Annotated in this window: 16 protein-coding genes and 1 riboswitch; of the genes, 5 read left to right on the top strand and 11 right to left on the bottom strand. The window is 71.0% G+C overall.

Going from position 1 to position 17,541, the window contains the following annotated elements; genetic code table 11:
* Positions 1-395: 395 nt before the first annotated feature.
* Both ACZ6S6_RS16645 and ACZ6S6_RS16650 read left to right on the top strand, forming a co-directional pair.
* Complete coding sequence (locus ACZ6S6_RS16645; RefSeq protein ID WP_469706062.1) at positions 396-1,202, top strand: polysaccharide deacetylase family protein; 807 nt, start codon at positions 396-398, stop codon at positions 1,200-1,202.
* Positions 1,202-2,392: a YncE family protein gene (locus ACZ6S6_RS16650; RefSeq protein ID WP_362962948.1), complete on the top strand. Its 1,191-nt coding sequence runs from the start codon at positions 1,202-1,204 to the stop codon at positions 2,390-2,392. The genes ACZ6S6_RS16645 and ACZ6S6_RS16650 overlap by 1 nt, the downstream gene beginning before the upstream one ends.
* An 82-nt stretch (positions 2,393-2,474) precedes the next feature.
* On the opposite strand, the gene ACZ6S6_RS16655 is transcribed toward ACZ6S6_RS16650, so the two are convergent.
* Positions 2,475-3,113, bottom strand: coding sequence for a GNAT family N-acetyltransferase (locus tag ACZ6S6_RS16655; protein WP_469706063.1), 639 nt, complete (start codon positions 3,111-3,113; stop codon positions 2,475-2,477).
* 143 nt (positions 3,114-3,256) lie between these two features.
* Here ACZ6S6_RS16655 and ACZ6S6_RS16660 point away from each other — a divergent pair, with 143 nt between their 5' ends.
* Positions 3,257-3,472, top strand: coding sequence for an EF-hand domain-containing protein (locus ACZ6S6_RS16660; protein WP_362962944.1), 216 nt, complete (start codon positions 3,257-3,259; stop codon positions 3,470-3,472).
* Between the two features lie 50 nt (positions 3,473-3,522).
* On the opposite strand, the gene ACZ6S6_RS16665 is transcribed toward ACZ6S6_RS16660, so the two are convergent.
* Positions 3,523-4,005 (bottom strand): STAS domain-containing protein, encoded by a 483-nt coding sequence (locus ACZ6S6_RS16665; protein ID WP_469706064.1) that lies wholly within the window; start codon positions 4,003-4,005, stop codon positions 3,523-3,525.
* Positions 4,006-4,222: 217 nt separating this feature from the next.
* Here ACZ6S6_RS16665 and ACZ6S6_RS16670 point away from each other — a divergent pair, with 217 nt between their 5' ends.
* Entirely contained in the window at positions 4,223-5,188 is a 966-nt protein-coding gene (locus ACZ6S6_RS16670) for a CopD family protein (protein WP_469706065.1), read from the top strand.
* Positions 5,189-5,252: 64 nt separating this feature from the next.
* Here the strand turns inward: ACZ6S6_RS16670 and ACZ6S6_RS16675 are convergent, their stop codons facing one another.
* The 9 genes from ACZ6S6_RS16675 to gcvT form a co-directional block, all read right to left on the bottom strand.
* Positions 5,253-6,752 (bottom strand): carboxylesterase/lipase family protein, encoded by a 1,500-nt coding sequence (locus tag ACZ6S6_RS16675; protein ID WP_362962938.1) that lies wholly within the window; start codon positions 6,750-6,752, stop codon positions 5,253-5,255.
* Positions 6,753-7,129: 377 nt separating this feature from the next.
* Positions 7,130-8,140 carry a terpene synthase family protein gene (locus ACZ6S6_RS16680; protein WP_469706066.1) on the bottom strand — a complete coding sequence of 337 codons (1,011 nt, stop codon included), beginning with the start codon at positions 8,138-8,140 and terminating at the stop codon, positions 7,130-7,132.
* A 624-nt stretch (positions 8,141-8,764) separates the two neighbouring features.
* Entirely contained in the window at positions 8,765-9,751 is a 987-nt protein-coding gene (locus tag ACZ6S6_RS16685; protein WP_469706067.1) for an alpha/beta fold hydrolase, read from the bottom strand.
* A gap of 105 nt (positions 9,752-9,856) precedes the next feature.
* Complete coding sequence (locus ACZ6S6_RS16690; protein ID WP_362962933.1) at positions 9,857-10,201, bottom strand: hypothetical protein; 345 nt, start codon at positions 10,199-10,201, stop codon at positions 9,857-9,859.
* A gap of 127 nt (positions 10,202-10,328) precedes the next feature.
* On the bottom strand, positions 10,329-11,342 hold the full coding sequence (locus tag ACZ6S6_RS16695; protein WP_362962930.1) for an NAD-dependent epimerase/dehydratase family protein: 1,014 nt from the start codon (positions 11,340-11,342) through the stop codon (positions 10,329-10,331).
* 602 nt (positions 11,343-11,944) lie between these two features.
* Positions 11,945-13,327: an L-serine ammonia-lyase gene (locus ACZ6S6_RS16700; protein WP_363076333.1), complete on the bottom strand. Its 1,383-nt coding sequence runs from the start codon at positions 13,325-13,327 to the stop codon at positions 11,945-11,947.
* A gap of 182 nt (positions 13,328-13,509) precedes the next feature.
* Positions 13,510-14,766: a serine hydroxymethyltransferase gene (gene glyA, locus ACZ6S6_RS16705; RefSeq protein ID WP_469706068.1), complete on the bottom strand. Its 1,257-nt coding sequence runs from the start codon at positions 14,764-14,766 to the stop codon at positions 13,510-13,512.
* Between the two features lie 19 nt (positions 14,767-14,785).
* Complete coding sequence (gene gcvH / locus ACZ6S6_RS16710; protein WP_362962924.1) at positions 14,786-15,163, bottom strand: glycine cleavage system protein GcvH; 378 nt, start codon at positions 15,161-15,163, stop codon at positions 14,786-14,788.
* Positions 15,164-15,274: 111 nt separating this feature from the next.
* Positions 15,275-16,390, bottom strand: coding sequence for a glycine cleavage system aminomethyltransferase GcvT (gene gcvT / locus ACZ6S6_RS16715; RefSeq protein WP_362962922.1), 1,116 nt, complete (start codon positions 16,388-16,390; stop codon positions 15,275-15,277).
* 141 nt (positions 16,391-16,531) lie between these two features.
* Positions 16,532-16,625: riboswitch (glycine riboswitch) on the bottom strand.
* A 155-nt stretch (positions 16,626-16,780) separates the two neighbouring features.
* Here gcvT and ACZ6S6_RS16720 point away from each other — a divergent pair.
* Positions 16,781-17,470, top strand: coding sequence for an AAA family ATPase (locus ACZ6S6_RS16720; protein WP_362962920.1), 690 nt, complete (start codon positions 16,781-16,783; stop codon positions 17,468-17,470).
* Positions 17,471-17,541 lie beyond the last annotated feature (71 nt).

Below are 17,541 nucleotides of genomic sequence, written 5' to 3' on the forward strand. Positions count from 1 at the left end.
GGCTCGGAGGGCTCCGGACGCACAGAAGCCCCCGGGTCCGCCGTGATGCGGCGCTGCGGGGGCTGCTGTGTGGGGGCCGTGAAATGGGGGGTGTGTTCACGGCCGCTTATGACGACCCGGCCCGGGTCAGTGCGGGTCGTGTCACCGACTATGGCAGACGGGCGACTCCATCGCCAAAGCCGCAAAATGCTCATCCAGTGATGAATCCGGGCAATCTCGCAATGAATCATAGGTGTGCTGGGTCACCTGCCTGGAAATCCATGAACGCCGACCAGTCATCGCGAGTGATTCATTGATCACCAAGGGGCCGGGTGGCGCGCATCCGTGTGACCTGCGAAAGCCGCGACAAGGGTCAACTGTCATTTTTCCGACATCTCGCACTTAATGTTCTGCACATGAACGACTCCGGCACACCGGTGCACCGCCGCAGCGCCCTGCGCGCAGGAGCTGGGGCCGCGCTCGCCGCGGCCCTCGCCACCGGTTGCGGGGACCGCGACACCGCCGGGACCTCGGCGAAGACCCTCACCCACCCGGCACCGAAGAAGCCGGCCGCCACCGCCGGAGCGCCCGCCCCCGCGCCCGCCCCGCGCCACTTCCCCGGGCAGCCGGTGCAGATCGGCCACGGCCCCCGCGACCGGGCGCGCGTCGCCCTCACCTTCCACGGCCAGGGCGACCCCGCCATCGCCCGGACCGTGCTGGCCGAGGCCGAACGGGCCCGCGCGCAGGTCACCGTCCTGGCCGTCGGCAGCTGGCTCGACGAGCACCCCGAGATGGCCCGCCGGATCCTCGACGGCGGCCACGACCTCGGCAACCACACCCAGCGCCACATCGACATCTCCTCGATGGGCGAGGCCCAGGCGTACGCGGAGATCACCGGCTGCGCCCAGCGGCTGCGCCGGCTCACCGGCTCCATCGGCACCTGGTTCCGGCCCTCGCGCACCCAGTACGCCACCCCGCTCGTCCAGCGGCTCGCCGTCCGCGCGGGGTATCCGCACGTCCTCTCGTACGACGTGGACTCCCTCGACTTCACCTCGCCCGGCGCCGCGGCCGTCACCCGCAAGGTTGCCGGGGAGATCCGTAACGGATCGGTGGTGAGCATGCACTTCGGCTACGCGGACACGGTCGCCGCGCTGCCCCTCCTTCTCACCGAACTCGACCGCCGCGGACTGCGTGCGGTGACGACCACGGAGCTGTTGACCTGATGCTTCCCTCCACCACGCGCACCGCGGCCCTGCTCGGGGGCGTCCTGCTCGCCGTACTCACCGGTTGCGGCACCCCCGCCGGAAAGGGGGCGTCGGACGCGGCCAGCGAGGCGGCCGCGCCACCCGCCAGACCCAAGCACATCACCCCGCCGGCGCCGCCCGGACTGGCCGGGATGCCGCCGGTGCTCGATCCGGCGAACGTGTACGCGGCCGACGCCGCGGGGAAGCTGTCGCCGACCGTCAAGGGCTTCCCGTCCCGGGTGTACGTACCCAACACCAACTCCAACACCGTGACGGTGATCGACCCCGCCACGTACAAGGTCATCAAGACCATCCCGGTCGGCCGCCAGCCGCAGCACGTCGTCCCGTCCTGGGACCTGAAGACCCTCTGGGTCAACAACGACCTCGGCAACAGCCTCACCGCGATCGACCCGGCGACCGGGAAGACGGGGAAGACGGTCGACGTCTCCGATCCGTACAACCTCTACTTCACCCCGAACGGCAAGTACGCCATCGTGATGGCGTCGATGGACCGTCAACTGGTCTTCCGCGACGCGCACACCATGAAGACGGCCAAGGCCCTCCCGGTCAGCTGCGCGGGCGTGAACCACGCAGACTTCTCGGCGGACGGCCGGTACTTCATCGTCTCCTGCGAGTTCTCCGGCGAACTCCTCAAGGTCGACACGGAGAAGATGAAGGTGGTGGGCCAGCAGAAACTGCCGTTCAAGGGCGCCATGCCGCAGGACGTGAAGCTGTCGCCCGACGGAAGCACGTTCTACATCGCGGACATGATGGCGAACGGCATGTGGGTGCTGGACGGAAAGAAGTTCACCACCCCGAAGCTGCTGCCGACCGGCAAGGGCTGCCACGGGCTCTACGTCAGCCGCGACGCCAAGCAGATGTACATCTCCAACCGCGGCGAGGGCTCCGTCTCCGTCTTCGACTTCGCACAGCGGAAGCTGGCGAAGAAGTGGCATCTGCCGGGCGGCGGCAGCCCCGACATGGGCGGGGTCTCCGCGGACGGCAAGGTTCTCTGGCTGACCGGGCGTTACAACTCCGAGGTGTACGCGATCGACACCACCAGCGGCAAGCAGCTCGCCCGGATCCCGGTGGGCAGCGGACCGCACGGCCTCGCCGTCTACCCGCAGCCGGGGCGCTACTCGCTCGGCCACACCGGCGTCTTCCGGTAGGAGGCCGCCCGCCTGCGTCTTCCGGTGGAAGGCAGCCTGTCGGCGTCCACCGGCAGAAGGCCGCGCCCGCCGGTGGCTCACCTCACCCCTCGATCAGCAGCGCCTCCGAGCCCACCGGCCGGTAGCCCGCCGCCTGGAACGTCCGCACACTGCGGGCGTTCCCCGGCGACTGCTGCGCCCACACCACCGTGTCGGGCACCAGATGCCGGGCCGCCCGCGCCAGCCGTTCGCCGAGCCGCTGCCCGCGCGCCTCCTCGGCCACCTCGATCGCGGTCTCCCAGCGCCCCGCGACACCGCGCCCGAGGATCAGCACACCGCCCTCAGTTCCCCAGACCCGCACCTCGTCACGGAACCTCATCGCCCGTGCCACCCGGGGGTGTTCGGGGTCCCGGATCTCCCGCAGCTCCACCTCCGGCGCGCCCGGCAGCGCGGGCGCGACCGTGAGCAGATCGATCGTGTTCATGTGCCGTCCGGTCCGGGCCAGCAGCGCGCCCAGGAAGTGCGGATTCATCGTCGCGGCGAGCGCGTCGCCCGGGGCGGCGGCCAGGGCGTCCCGCACCCACCGCGGGTCCTCGTCCGTGAACACCACCGAGTGCGCGGTGAACGCCAGCACCCCGGCATCCCGTACGTTCGGCTGCCGCACCACAGTCGTGGCCCCGTCCGGCGGCGGAAACCGCCCCCGCGCCGCGGCTGCCAGGATCCCCGCCAGTGCGTCGGTCATCGCGCCGTACTCTCCCCGCTCCGGGCCACCGTCCGCCGGGCGGCGGACGGACCTCCATGATCGACGACCGGCCGCCGCGATCGCCATCCGTCGCGCCCGTTAATCTGACCTTCGTCATACAGGCATTACGAAGGGGCGGAACAGTGGCGGACATCGAGTCGGCGCGCAAGGCGTTCGAGCGGTTCGACCTGAACGGCGACGGGCTCATATCGGCTGCCGAGTACACGAGCGTCATGGCTCAGCTGGGGGACCCCTATGTCACCGAGCCGGTCGCGCAGGCCGTGATCAACTCCCACGACGCGAACGGTGACGGGCTCCTCACCTTCGACGAGTTCTGGGCCGCGCAGAACAAGGGCTGACGGCCGAGGACCCCCGGCCGGCGGGCCGGGGGGCCACGGACCCGCCCCGATCACGAGCCGAACGGGACGGGCGAGACGGGCGGGCCGTCCGGGACGGACAGGTCGGACGGGACAGGCAGGTCGGACGGGACGGACAGGTCGGCGGACCCGTCCGAGTCGAAGGCCTCGTCCGGCGTCGCCACCGGGCGGAACACGTCGTGCAGCCGGCCCGCCCGCAGCAGTCGCAGGATCCTCGGGCAGTCGCAGACGAGCCAGAACCGCCCGTTCCGGTCCAGCGCCCGACGCCGGGCCCGGCACAGCAGCGTCAGCCCCGAGCAGTCGAGGAAACTCACCCCGGTCAGGTCCACCACCACATGCGGTGACCCGTCCGACGTGGCGACGTCCAGGGCCGGTGCGATGAGGGCCGCGGTCGCGATATCGATTTCGTCGCGCAGCGCCACCACCGTCCGGCCGTTCCTGCGGTACACGCGACCGCACGGCTCGGGCAGGGGGACCGGCGCGGGGGATGCCGTGGGGGACAGCCTCTCGGTCATGATGCCTCTCCTCGCAGCGCCGAATCCGCGGAGGCACCCGGGCCTGGGTGGCTGTCAGTGAGGTGACAGTCGGTGAACCTAACCCGAGGCTCGCGTCGGGTGGGGATGCAGAAACGTTCGAGCCTGCCGTAATGCGTCCTTCCGGGTGAATGTTCGATGGTGCCGTGGACGCCGGAAGGCTATTTGTGTGGTTGTCGTTCAGGAAAGGGGGTGGGCGGTGCTCCGCTCACGTGTGCCCGCACCCGCCCGCCGCGGGTCCGCGGCAGCCGTACTCGTCACGGCGGGGGCCTGCCTCCTGGCCTTGGCAGCCGCTCTGCTGGGCGTCACCGCCGTCGCCCGCGGCACCGGTGAACTGCGCATACCCGGCGCCGGAACCGCCACCCTGCTGCGTACGGTCCTCTTCGGCGCGCTCGCCGTTCACCTCGGCGGCCTCGCCGCCACCGCACTGGCCCGCTCCCTGCCCGGCCGGCCGGAGACCGCCCCACGCAGCTGGGCGGCGGCGGCCTCGGTCGCCGGGGCGCTGGCAGCGGCCGGACAGATCGTCAGGCTCGCCCGGGTCAGCGATCTCGGCCTCGTCGAGACCTACGGGACCCGCGAGGGCGGGCTGCTGCTGCTCACCGCCAACGGCTTCGCCCTCGCCGCGTGCTGCGCGGCGAGCAGACGCCCGGCACTGGCCGCCGCCCCGCTCGCGCTCGTCATCGGCGCGGAGGCGTTGCGCGCCCACCCCGAGGCGTACAGCCCGGCGGTGGGCGCCGCGCTCACCGTCGTCCACCTGACCGCCGCGTCGCTCTGGTGCGGCGGGCTGCTCCACGTGCTGCGCACCATGCGGCTGTGGCGGCGGACCGGGCCCGGCGCCGCCCGCGCGCTGCTCGGCCGCTACGCCCGGCTCGCCGGGTGGCTGTACGCGGCCCTGGCGGTGACCGGTACGTTCAGCGCCCTGCGCCGGCTGCCGCTGGACACCGTGCTCACCTCGGCGTACGGGCGCACCCTGCTGGTCAAGCTGGTGCTGATGGCCGTGGTGAGCGCGCTGGCGCTCGGCGCGCGCCGGGGGCTGGCGTCGGACCCGGACCCGGCGGTCGCCCGGCGCCGGGCGCGCCGCGAACTGGCCGCGCTGGCAGCGGTCGTCCTGGTGTCGGCGGTCCTGACCGTCGTACCCGACCCGCACTGGCTCAGCACCCGCTGAGACGTGGCCGGACGCACCCCGTGCCCGGCACTCCGCACCCCATGCCCCGCGCCCCGCATGCCGCTCAGCGCTTGTCGCGGTACGGCGGCCAGCCGCGCAGCTCGTCGTCGCGCGGGGCGCGCACCGTCGCGGGGGCGCCGGGGCCGAAGAGCATCACCGGACGCGACGCGTCCCAACCGGGCCAGCCCGGATCGCCGGAGACGGCGAACCGTACCCACGCCGCGTGCATCGCATCGGCCAGCTCCTGCGGGGCGTCCTCGCCCGCGAGCACCACCGCGTCCGGCCGGTCCAGGTTGTCGAAGACGAAGCCGATCTCCAGCCCGTGGCAGGAGCCGAGCCGCTGTACGGGGGACGGCCAGCCGAACTCGTAGAGGTGCGTGCCGCCGGCGGCTCCGCTGCGGGCGTCGGCCAGCCGGTTCAGCGGTACGCGCAGCAGCAGGTCGGTGGCGAGGGCGCCGAGCAGTTCGCCCGGGGTGGCGCCGGGGCGGTTCGCGCGGTAGATACGGGCCGTGGCGCCCGGCACCCTGAACTTCAGCAGGGCCAGCCGGAGTCTCGTACGGGAGAGCCGTTCGGTGAGCCCGCTGGGAACGAACCAGAGCCGGTACTCCTCGGTGTTGGAACCCATCAGCAGATCGATGCCGGAAGCGGCGCCGTCCCGCAGCGCCTCGGCCGGCTCGCGGGGCAGCAGATCGCCGTCCACCACGATCTGGAAGGAGTTCCCGCCGGTCAGCGGGGAGCCGCCGCTCGTCACCGAGGTCTGCGCCGCCAGGAGCGCGGCGGGGTCCACGCCGGCCAGGGCCCGTGCCGTCGCGGCCACCCCGAGCCGTTTCGCGATCAGTTCGGTGGTGCGGCGGCCCTTGTCCACGGGGAGCGCGGCCGGGGCCCCGCTCTGCAGCACCGCGCGCCGGAACAGGCCGCGGGTCCGTGGCGCGGCGAGCAGCGCGCCGATGCTGATGGCGCCCGCCGACTCCCCGCACACCGTCACCAGGTCCGGATCGCCGCCGAACGCCGCGATGTTGTCCCGCACCCAGCCGAGCGCCGCGAGCTGGTCGAGGAGCCCGCGGTTGGCGGGCGCGTCCGGGAACACCCCGAACCCCTCGATGCCGAGCCGGTAGTTGAGCGACACGAGCACCACACCGTCGCGGGCGAAGGCGGCCCCGTCGTACAGCGGGAGGGCGGACGAGCCGTGCAGTAGCGAGCCGCCGTGGATCCAGACGAGGACGGGCAGCCCGGTGCGGGCGGGCGACGGCGTCCACACATTGAGGTTGAGGCAGCCGTCGCCGGGCACCTCGGGATCGGGCAGTAGCCGGTCCAGCGGCGGGGCGTAGGGACGCTTGGGCGCGGTCGGGCCGAGGACCACTGCCTCCCGTACGCCCTCCCAGGGTTCCGGCGGCGCCGGGGCCCGGAACCGGTGGGCGCCCACCGGCGGGGCCGCGTACGGGATGCCGCGGAAGACTGCGACGCCCGGTTCGTGTGTGCCGCGGACGGTGCCGTGGGCCGTGTCGGCGTGCGGAGCGGTCCGGTCGGCGCCGGACGCGGATATCGGAGGAGGTACGGCAGCCATGAGATGCCTCCAGCCCTTCTGCGGTACGGCCGGCGAGTTCGGTTCATCGGACTGCCGCCTGCCATCGGGCGTACCTACCAGCAGATCACGGCAGGGGACGGCCGACCATTCGTGAGGGGTCCTGTGCGGTCCCGTGCGGCCGCGAAAGGGCTGAAAGGAGCTGAAAGAGGCTGAAAGGGGCCGGAAGTGGCTGCTTTGGCCGGTACGCGTTTCCGGCCGCGGGCGGGCGGGCCGGTGCCGGTCGAGCCACCGGGACGACGAATGTCCGGAAAACGCCGTCGAGTGCCCGTGTTCCGGTGCCGTGGGCCGCCGCGGCGGGGCCCGGCAGGGGCGTCGGCCCCCGCCGCGGGCCCCGCCGGGCGTCCGTCAGACGTCCGTCAGGTGGCGAAGTTCGGGGACAGGGAGTCCTGTTCGTCGATCTCCACGAGGTCGGGGCGGGTGTAGCGCTCCGCCCGCGCGTGGTAGTCGAAATCCCCTCGGACGAGCCCCCGGTAATCCCGCACACAGCGCTCCAGAGCGACTCGCGCGGGGCCCTCGATTCCCGCCGCCTCCATCTCCTCGACGAGTTCCTTCTCCGCTCTCTGCACGCGCTCGACAATGCGCGCCAGCAGGATTCCGGCCTCGTCCGCCGCCTCCTGGACCGTGCCCCCGCGATCCCGTTGGATCAGCCGGACGGTATTGTGCTCATAACCGAGAAGCGCCTCCTTCTCGAAGGAGCAGATATCGTTGCAGAGGCCTGAGTGGTCGGTCACCGAATTGCGCAGTGCGATATAGGCGGGAAGGTTTCGGGCGGATTCCGGAAGATCTATTCCGGCCGTGATCTCATGCAGATCGAGGAATGGCTGCATGGCCACCGAATCGCGGCGGTGCTTCACGAAATCGGCCGTGCTCGGCACATGGCCCGCAGCCCGGTCTACGGCCTCGGCGTAGTACGTCCACAGCCAGGCGGCCGTGTCCCTGCGGAACTGCCGCACCCAGTGCGACGGCCGGTCCGTGCAGGTCCGGACCAATAGTTCGTCGAGGGCAAGCTCCATGGGGCCGACCGGTGTCCGGGCGCCGTCGAGCACGTCCACCAGATGCGCGATGGCGGATTCACACAGCCCGGGGTCGCGGCCGGCCGGACCGTCGTCGAACTCGTCATCGACGAGGAAGGCCCAGAAAAGCCACTGGCAGAACAGGTCGAGGTGCTTCTGTGACGCCTCGGGAAATATCAGGGATATCCAGAGTTCGGGGCGGGTCCGGATCATCTTCTTGTGGGCCACCGGAGAGAGGACGAGATTTCTGGTCTCGGCCCATTCCCAGGCGGCCTGCCTGGTCTTCTCGACTCCTGGATTACATCCCGCGCTCTCGAACGGCATGTGGAATTCTGGAAGCGCAATCTTGCTCATGGGTGCACCTCGTCCAGACGATATGAACAGGGAAGGGGGATGCGCGGAACGAATCGCGCACGCACGGCCGGAGCGGCGAGCGGTGAACACGGCCCTGTCGATCGGCGCTTCGACACGGCCGCGTTCTCGGGGACAGCTGCCCGCACCGGCCCGACGAAAGGGCGGTGACCGTGAACGGGCTACGGCGGACCGCCCCGCAGCAGCGGATCAGCGGCGGCGGGGCGGTTGGTCGGTACGAGGGGGTCGCGACGCCGTCCGTGAAACGGCGCGGCTGGGCCGGACGGCCGGATCCCGTCGGGTGTGCGCCACGGGAGGGGCGGCTGTCATCGCTGTCCTCTTTCCTCCGCCGGGGCCTGGGCATCGGAGCCGGGCCCATGGGGCTCATGGCAGCGGACCGCCTGACGTGCACGGCGATTCCGTCACCACTCGTCACGACCAGTGAACTCCCAGTATGCGGGGGAAGGGAGCCGCGTGTGACTGAAAATGTGTGTTCGACAGGAACGGCTGCTCGGTTATGAGTAGTTGGAGCACTCCTGTGCCGGCCGAGTGGCGGACGGCGGGGGTGGGCCTGGCCGATTCGGCGCACAGATCCGCCCCGCCGGCCCCTCTCACCGTAGGGCCGGTTCAGGCGGCCAGCGAGGCGAGCCAGCCCGTCAGGATCCGGTTGACCTCCTCGGGGCGCTCCTGCTGGATCCAGTGGCCGCAGCCGTCCAGGATCTGCGCGGAGACCAGGCCGGGCAGCGTCGTGGGATACGCCGCGATGGCATCGGCCAGCCAGGTGGTGGAGGCGTCCAGGGACCCGCCGAGGAAGAGGGACGGCTGAGTGACGGGTGCGCCGTCGAAGTCCGCGAGATCCTCCCAGTCCCGGTCCATGTTCCGGTAGCGGTTGAGTGCCCCGCTCATTCCGGTCCGCTCGAACTCGCCCGCGTAGAAGTCGAGTCCGTCCTCACCGAGCCAGCCGGGCCGCCGGTCGGGGAACCGCTCGCGCAGTGTCCCGCCGGACCCGGCGAAGTGCGGGTCCGGGGCGTCGGACGCGGGCATGGTGTCGGCGGAGAACGCCGCGTAGAAGCCCGCGAGCCAGCCGCGGACGTCCGGCTCGATCTCGGCCTCGGCCCGGCCGGGCTCCTGGAACCGGGCGACGTAGAACTCCTCGTCCCCGCCCATCCCCGCGAAGACCTCGCTGGGGCGCGGACCGCCGCGCGGGGCGTACGGAACGCTCAGGAGCCCCACTGCGCGGAAGACATCGGGCCTGACCAGCGCGGAGTTCGCCGCGATCGTCGCGCCCCAGTCGTGGCCGACGACCACGGCACTTCGCTCCCCGAGCGCGTGCACCACGGCGGCGTTGTCCTCGACCAGTTCGAGCATCCGGTACGCCGAGACGTCCGAGGGCCGGGAGGACCGTCCGTATCCCCGGACATCGATGGCGACCGCCCGGTATCCGGCAGCGGCCAGCGCGGGCAGCTGGTGGCGCCAGGAGTACCAGGACTCCGGGAATCCGTGCAGCAGCAGCACCAGGGGCCCGGTGCCCTGCTCCACCAGGTGGATACGGCCGGCGGGAGAGGCCACCGTGCGGTGCGTGGGTTCCGGGGACTGGGCGGGCTGATGCGACATGGGTCCTCCGCGGTTCTCGGTCTGCGCCGGTCACGGTCGGGTGCTTTCGGCCGACCGCGCTCCGGACCCGTACCGCCCGGAAGCGGCCGGCGGCCCGGAACACGATCATGCGCCGGACGGCCGGCCGGCCGCGAGCGCTGTTGCCGCCTCGGCAAACTGACAGGCGGCACTCACCGGATGACCGGTGTCGTTCGAGAGTCGGTTCCAGTGAAAGGTCACGTGGTAGCTGAGCACCTGTCGCAGTCCGCGGTCGAGCGTTCCGTCCTGGACGGCGTGACCGAGTTTCTGCCCCGCGTCGCGGAAGGCGGTGGCCCACTCGGCGACGGGCTCCAGCGGTCCGCCGGGGCGCAGTAGGACGTTGCTGTCGGCGAAGAAGCAAGGGCCGGATTTCCCGGGCGCGGGCGTCGAGGCTGTCGGCCGGGACATCGTTGATGGCCGAGCGGTGTTCATCCGTGATGACGCGATGCCAGACAACTCCCTGCTCGTACCACTCCAGTTTGGCCGCGCGCATCATGAGCGTGCAGAGAAGGACGGACAGCTCCCTTCGCCGTACGAAGTCCCTGCCCTGGGCGCCTGATCAGAGGGAGGCGAGTACGGCGGCCTCCTTCGCCGGGTCGATTCCGTGCTCGGCCCCCCGGGGGTGGGGCACGGGTCGGCCCTTGTCGCGCAGCCAGGCCCACGTGTCGGCGATCGTTTCCGCCAGAGTTCGGCACCGCAGCCCCGCGGCCGAGGCCCGGCTCGCGTCCACCGACCACACGCCCTCATGGGTGCGCCACAACGGGATCTCGGTCCACTGCTTCACGCCGTGGGTTGTGAGCACCTCGGGGTCCACCCATACCGGGTCTCCTGTTCCGCCTGTGACGTTCAGGCAGGTCTCCAGGAACCTCGTGAAGGTGATGCCGTCAGGGTGTGCGACGTTGTAGCTTCCGGCCCCGTTCTCTTCCGCCTGGTCGAGTGCGAATGCGGCCACATCACGAACGTCGACAGGCTGAATGGTCCGTGAACCAGGTGAGGGGGCCAGGATCCGGCCGCCTCGCCCGGCGCGGTGCAGCCACCAGGGCAGGCGTCCCACGTACTCTCCGGGGCCGAGGATGACGCCGGGGCGCAGGAACACCGTGCGGTCAGCGAACGACTCCTCGACGGCCCGTTCTCCGCCTGCCTTCTGAAAGCCGTAGGCCGTAGGGCTGCCTCCCTCACCGGTGTAGCCGTAGCTGCCGTCCGCGTCAGCGGGGCACTCCAGCAGCGGGGAGCGCTCGGTAAGGGGGAGGTGAGGCCAGTCCTGGTAGACGGAAACGGTGGACACGTGTACCCAACGGGCCGCGACGTTCTTCAGCGCCGAAGCGGCCAACTGCACGTCGCGGGGAGCCAGATCCGAACTCGATGTGTCGATGACCGCATCCCACGGGCCCTGTGCGGCAAGCCGACGAACATCAGCGGCCACTGTCCGGTCTCCGTGCAGAGGCCGGACGCCGGGCACGTCGGTTCCGGAACGGCCACGGTTGAAGGTGCTCACCTCCCATCCCCGGCTGATCGCATCCGCGGTGACGTGTCTGCCGAGGAACCAGGTGCCGCCCATCACTAGAAGTCTCATAGCTGGATCCTGCCGTACACGAAGGCCTGTCCCGCCGCGGATAGGCGAGCCCTGTGTCATATGACCAGTCTGGTGCGACGTGGGGCCTTGCGCCACAACGGTCCGCGGGTAGGAAATGGTCGGGCGGCGTGTACCTCGCGGCACGGCGACGTGTACTGCTGCGGGGACGTCGTCGATCAGCTCATGCAGGGGGCCAGGACGGACTCGCCGCACACGACACGGCCGGGAGCCCGCGCGCACACGGCCAGGAGATCCGCGTGCGCGGTCTCCGGGGCGTCTGCCCGCCGGTACACCCCTCGGGACAGCTCGTCTGTCCCGCCTTCCGCGACCAAGCGCGCCAGATCGCGGGGGATAGTCGGGCCTGACGCGCCTGCGCCGTCGTGAACGTGTCGTGAACGTGGGGGCGAGACCGGCCAGCCGCTGCTCCAGGCAGGAGCTCTCCGCAGTGCTCATGCATCAAATCGCACCCCTCTGGCGTGCTCAGGGGGTCGATTTGATACATCCTGGCGACGGCCGGCGGGCCGGGCGGATCCGAACGGTGATCGAAGGGAAGGGCCTGACAGCGCTGAAAGATGGAAACACGCTGGTCAGGGCCCATCTGCCTAGCACTCGATGATGTTCACCGCGAGCCCGCCCCGCGCCGTCTCCTTGTATTTGACGCTCATGTCGGCGCCGGTCTCCTTCATGGTCTTGATGACCTTGTCGAGGGAGACCTTGTGGCTGCCGTCGCCGCGCAGCGCCATCTTCGCAGCCGTGACGGCCTTCACCGCCGCCATGCCGTTGCGCTCGATGCACGGGATCTGGACGAGGCCGCCGACCGGGTCGCAGGTCAGGCCCAGATTGTGCTCCATGCCGATCTCGGCGGCGTTCTCGACCTGCTCGGGGGTGCCGCCCAGCACCTCGGCGAGGGCGCCCGCGGCCATGGAGCAGGCGGAGCCCACCTCGCCCTGGCAGCCGACCTCGGCGCCGGAGATGGAGGCGTTCTCCTTGAACAGCATGCCGATGGCTCCGGCGGCCAGGAGGAAGCGGACGATGCTGTCGTCCTTCTCCGCCTCGGTGGCGCCGCCGGCCGCGAAGTTCACGTAGTAGTGCAGCACCGCCGGGATGATGCCGGCCGCGCCGTTGGTCGGGGCGGTGACGACGCGGCCGCCCGCGGCGTTCTCCTCGTTGACCGCCATCGCGTAGAGGGTGATCCACTCCATCGCGTGGGTCTGCGGGTCGCCCTCGGCGCGCAGCTGGCGGGCGGTGTTCGCGGCGCGGCGGCGGACCTTGAGGCCGCCGGGCAGGATGCCCTCGCGGGACATGCCGCGGGACACGCACGCCTGCATGGAGCGCCAGATGTCCAGCAGGCCCGAGCGGATCTCGTCCTCGGTGCGCCAGGCCCGCTCGTTCTCCAGCATCAGGGAGGAGATCGACAGACCGGTGTCACCGGCGAGCCGCAGCAGTTCGTCGCCGGTGCGGAACGGGTTCTTCAGCACGGTGTCGTCGAGGACGATCCGGTCCTCGCCCACCGCGTCCTCGTCGACCACGAAGCCGCCGCCGACCGAGTAGTACGTCTTCTCCAGGAGCGGGGCGCCGTCGCGGTCGTACGCGAAGACCGTCATGCCGTTCGCGTGGTACGGCAGGGCCTTGCGGCGGTGCAGGATCAGCTGCTCCTCGGCGTCGAAGGCGATGTCGTGCATGCCTAGGAGGTTGAGCCGGCCGGTGGAGCGGATCTCGGCGACCCGGTCGTCGGCCGTTTCGACGTCGACGGTACGGGGGGACTCGCCCTCCAGGCCGAGCAGGACGGCCTTGGGGGTGCCGTGGCCGTGGCCGGTGGCGCCGAGCGAGCCGAACAGCTCGGCGCGTATCGAGGCGGTGTGGGCGAGCAGGCCCTCGTTCTTCAGCCGGCGCGCGAACATACGGGCCGCGCGCATCGGGCCGACCGTATGGGAGCTGGACGGGCCGATGCCGATCGAGAACAGGTCGAAGACCGAGATGGCCACGGGTGACTCCTCAAAAGCGCTGGTAGACGCCGTTGTCTGCCGGGTGGTGCGGTACGGGCCGGGTCGGCCCGGAGAGCGGGGGACAAGGGATGGGGCACCGCGCTCACTGTTCAGTGTGCGTGGTGCCCCGCCCCAACGTGCAAATGCGCAGGTCCGGACTACAGACCGGACTGCAGACCGGACTACAGACCGGGGTACAGCGGGAACTTCTCGGCGAGCGCGACGACGCGGGCCTTCAGGTCGTCCGCGTCGTAGGACGGCTTGAGGGCGGCGGCGATGATCTCCGCGACCTCGGTGAAGTCCTCCGCCTGGAAACCGCGGGTGGCCAGGGCCGGGGTGCCGATCCGCAGACCCGAGGTGACCATCGGCGGCCGCGGGTCGTTCGGGATGGCGTTCCGGTTGACCGTGATGCCCAGCTCGTGGAGCCGGTCCTCGGCCTGCTGGCCGTCCAGCTCGGAGTTGCGCAGGTCCACCAGGACCAGGTGCACGTCCGTGCCGCCGGACAGGACGGAGACGCCGACCTCGGTGACGTCCGGCTGCACCAGACGCTCGGCGAGGATGCGGGCGCCGTCCAGGGTGCGCTGCTGGCGCTCCTTGAACTCCTCGGTCGCCGCGACCTTGAACGAGACCGCCTTGGCCGCGATCACGTGCTCCAGCGGGCCGCCCTGCTGACCCGGGAAGACCGCCGAGTTGATCTTCTTGGCGAGCTCCTGCGTCGACAGGATGACGCCACCGCGCGGACCGCCGAGGGTCTTGTGCGTGGTGGTGGTGACGACATGGGCGTGCGGCACCGGGCTGGGGTGCAGACCCGCGGCGACCAGGCCGGCGAAGTGCGCCATGTCGACCATCAGGTACGCGCCGACCTCGTCCGCGATCCGGCGGAAGGCGGCGAAGTCCAGCTGACGCGGGTACGCGGACCAGCCGGCCACGATCAGCTTCGGCTTGGACTCCTTGGCGAGGCGCTCGACCTCGGCCATGTCCACGAGGCCGGACTCGTCCACGTGGTACGGGACCACGTTGTAGAGCTTGCCCGAGAAGTTGATCTTCATGCCGTGGGTCAGGTGACCGCCGTGGGCCAGGTTCAGGCCCATGATCGTGTCGCCCGGCTTCAGCAGCGCGAACATCGCGGCGGCGTTGGCCTGCGCGCCGGAGTGCGGCTGCACGTTCGCGGCCTCGGCCCCGAACAGCGCCTTGACGCGGTCGATGGCGATCTGCTCGATCACATCGACGTGCTCGCAGCCGCCGTAGTAGCGGCGGCCGGGGTAGCCCTCGGCGTACTTGTTGGTCAGGACGGTGCCCTGGGCCTCCATGACCGCGACCGGAGCGAAGTTCTCCGAGGCGATCATTTCGAGGGTGGACTGCTGACGGTGGAGCTCGGCGTCGACAGCGGCGGCGACGTCCGGGTCCAGCTCGTGGAGGGAGGAGTTGAGAAGCGACATCAGGTGGTCCCTAGGGGTCTCAGTTGCCGGAGAACGCGGTGTACTCGTCGGCGGAGAGCAGATCCTCCGGCTCGTCCGTGACGCGTACCTTGAACAGCCAGCCGCCTTCGAACGGTGCGGAGTTCACCAGCGAGGGGTCGTCCACCACGTCCTGGTTCGCGGCCGTGATCTCGCCGGTCACCGGCGAGTACAGGTCGCTGACCGACTTGGTCGACTCCAGCTCACCGCAGGTCTCGCCCGCGGTCACCGTGTCACCGACCTCGGGGAGCTGGGCGTAGACGACGTCACCGAGCGCGTTGGCCGCGTACTCCGTGATGCCGATCGTGGCCACACCGTCCTCGACGGCCGACAGCCACTCGTGCTCCTTGCTGTACCGCAGCTGCTGGGGGTTGCTCATGACCTGAATTCTCCTGTACGCGGGGGAGTGCTGATGAACGATGGTCTTACGGTGTGAGACAGGACTGCGTCACGTGTGCGGGGCGGTGTCGCGCCCACGGCCTGCTTCCGGCTACTTCCGGCGCTTGTAGAACGGCAGCGCCACGACCTCGTACGGCTCGTTGCTGCCCCGGATGTCCACCGCGACGCCCTCGGTGCCGGGCGTGGCGTGCCCGGCGTCGACGTACGCCATGGCGATCGGCTTGCCGAGGGTGGGGGACGGGGCACCGGAGGTGACCTCGCCGATGACCTGGCCGCCGGCGACGACGGGGAATCCGGCGCGCGGGACCCGGCGGCCCTCGGCGACCAGGCCGACGAGCTTGCGGGGCGGGGTGGTCCCGGCGCGCTCGGCGGCGGCCTCCAGGGCCTTGCGGCCGACGAAGTCGCCCTCCTTCTCGAACTTCACGACCCGGCCGAACCCGGCGTCGAACGGGGTCAGCCCGGCGGTCAGCTCGTGCCCGTACAGCGGCATGCCCGCCTCCAGGCGCAGCGTGTCGCGGCAGGAGAGCCCGCAGGGGATCAGGCCGCGGGAGGCGCCGGCCTCGGTCAGCGCCCGCCACAGCTGCTCGGCGTGCCCGGGGGCGACGAACAGCTCGAAGCCGTCCTCGCCGGTGTAGCCGGTACGGGCGATCAGCGCGGGGACCCCGGCGACCGTGCCGGGCAGTCCGGCGTAGTACTTCAGCCCGTCCAGATCGGCGTCGGTGACGGCGGCCAGGATGGCGGGGGACTCGGGGCCCTGGACGGCCAGCAGCGCGTACGCGTCGTGGTCGTCGCGCACCTCGGCGTCGAAACCCTCGCCGCGGGCGGTCAGCGCGTCCAGCACGATCTGGGCGTTGCCGGCGTTGGCGACCACCATGTACTCGGTCTCCGCCAGCCGGTACACGATCAGGTCGTCCAGGATGCCGCCGTCCTCGGCGCAGATCATTGTGTAGCGGGCCCGGCCCACCGACACGGTGCCGATGTTGCCGACCAGCGCGAAGTTCAGCAGATCCACGGCGGCCGGGCCGGTGACGGTGATCTCGCCCATGTGGGAGAGGTCGAAGAGGCCGGCCTTCGTGCGCACGGCGATGTGCTCGTCGCGCTCACTGGCGTACCGCAGGGGCATGTCCCAGCCCGCGAAGTCGGTCATCGTGGCGCCCAGCGACCGGTGCAGGGCATCGAGGGTGGTGAGACGGGGGGCGGTGCTCATGGATATGGCTCCCAGGGCATGACGACGAGGACGATCCCTCCCCATCTGTCATCGGAACCTGAGAGGTTCGCCGAGAGGCCCCGGAGGGGTTCGGCTTGCACCTTGGGTGGAGCCGCTGGGCGACTCGCTTTTCAGATCTGCCTCATCCACGCGGTACGGGGCCTGAGAGATTCAAGGGAGGATCTTGCTCCTTCGGCGCCCGGCCCAAAAGCCGGAACTCTCCCGCGCGGATTCGAGCGGCCTTTATGCAGTTGGCCGGGTCATCATCGCACGCATCGCCGGACAGTGGGGCGTCGGTACCCCACCGGATCCGGCGGGTCGCACGCTTGTGTCGCATTACCTTTTCTTTACACTTCTTGGCAGGTGTGGGTCGGCCGACAGGGGATGGCGATGACGTTGCAGCGGTACGCGACGACCGCGGGGGTCGCACACGGGGCACTGCCCGCACAGCCGGGTGCGCCGGCCCGGGAGACGCGGGGCCCGCACGGACCTGTCGTACGGGATCTGCGGGGCCGGTCCGGGCGCGGCCCGCGCGCCCTGCATTTCGTGGCGGGTGACGTCGTGGTGGTCTCCGGGCTGCCGGGCAGCGGCAAATCGACCCTGATCAGGCGGGCGGTGTCCGCCCGCGTCATCGACTCCCAGGACACCAGGGACCGCTGGGCCGCTCTGCTGCCGCGCTTAGTCCCGTACGCCCTCTACCGCCCGGTCGTCCGCGTCGCCCACTACTGGGGACTGTGGCAGGTGCTGCGCTCCGGGGTCTCCGTCGTCGTCCACGACTGCGGCACCCAGGCCTGGGTGCGCGGCTGGCTGGCGCGCGACGCCCGGCGGCGCGGCAGCGTCCTGCACCTCGTCCTGCTCGACGTCACCCCGCAGACAGCGCGGGCGGGCCAGCTGGAGCGGGGGCGCGGCGTCTCCGGGTACGCGTTCGCCCGGCACCGCAGGGCCCTGCGCAGGCTGCTGCGGGACACCGAGACGGGCACACTGCCGCTCGGCTGCGTCTCGGCGGTGCTCCTGGACCGCGAGGCGGCGGCGCTGCTGACGCGGATCACCTTCGCGGCCGCCCGGAGCGAGGACCGGTAGTACGCCGTCCGATGCCCCGTCCGATGCCCGGACACCCGGTGCGCGGCGCTAACCTCTTGCTGCACGGCACG

This window comes from Streptomyces sp. NPDC048671 (assembly GCF_055587045.1).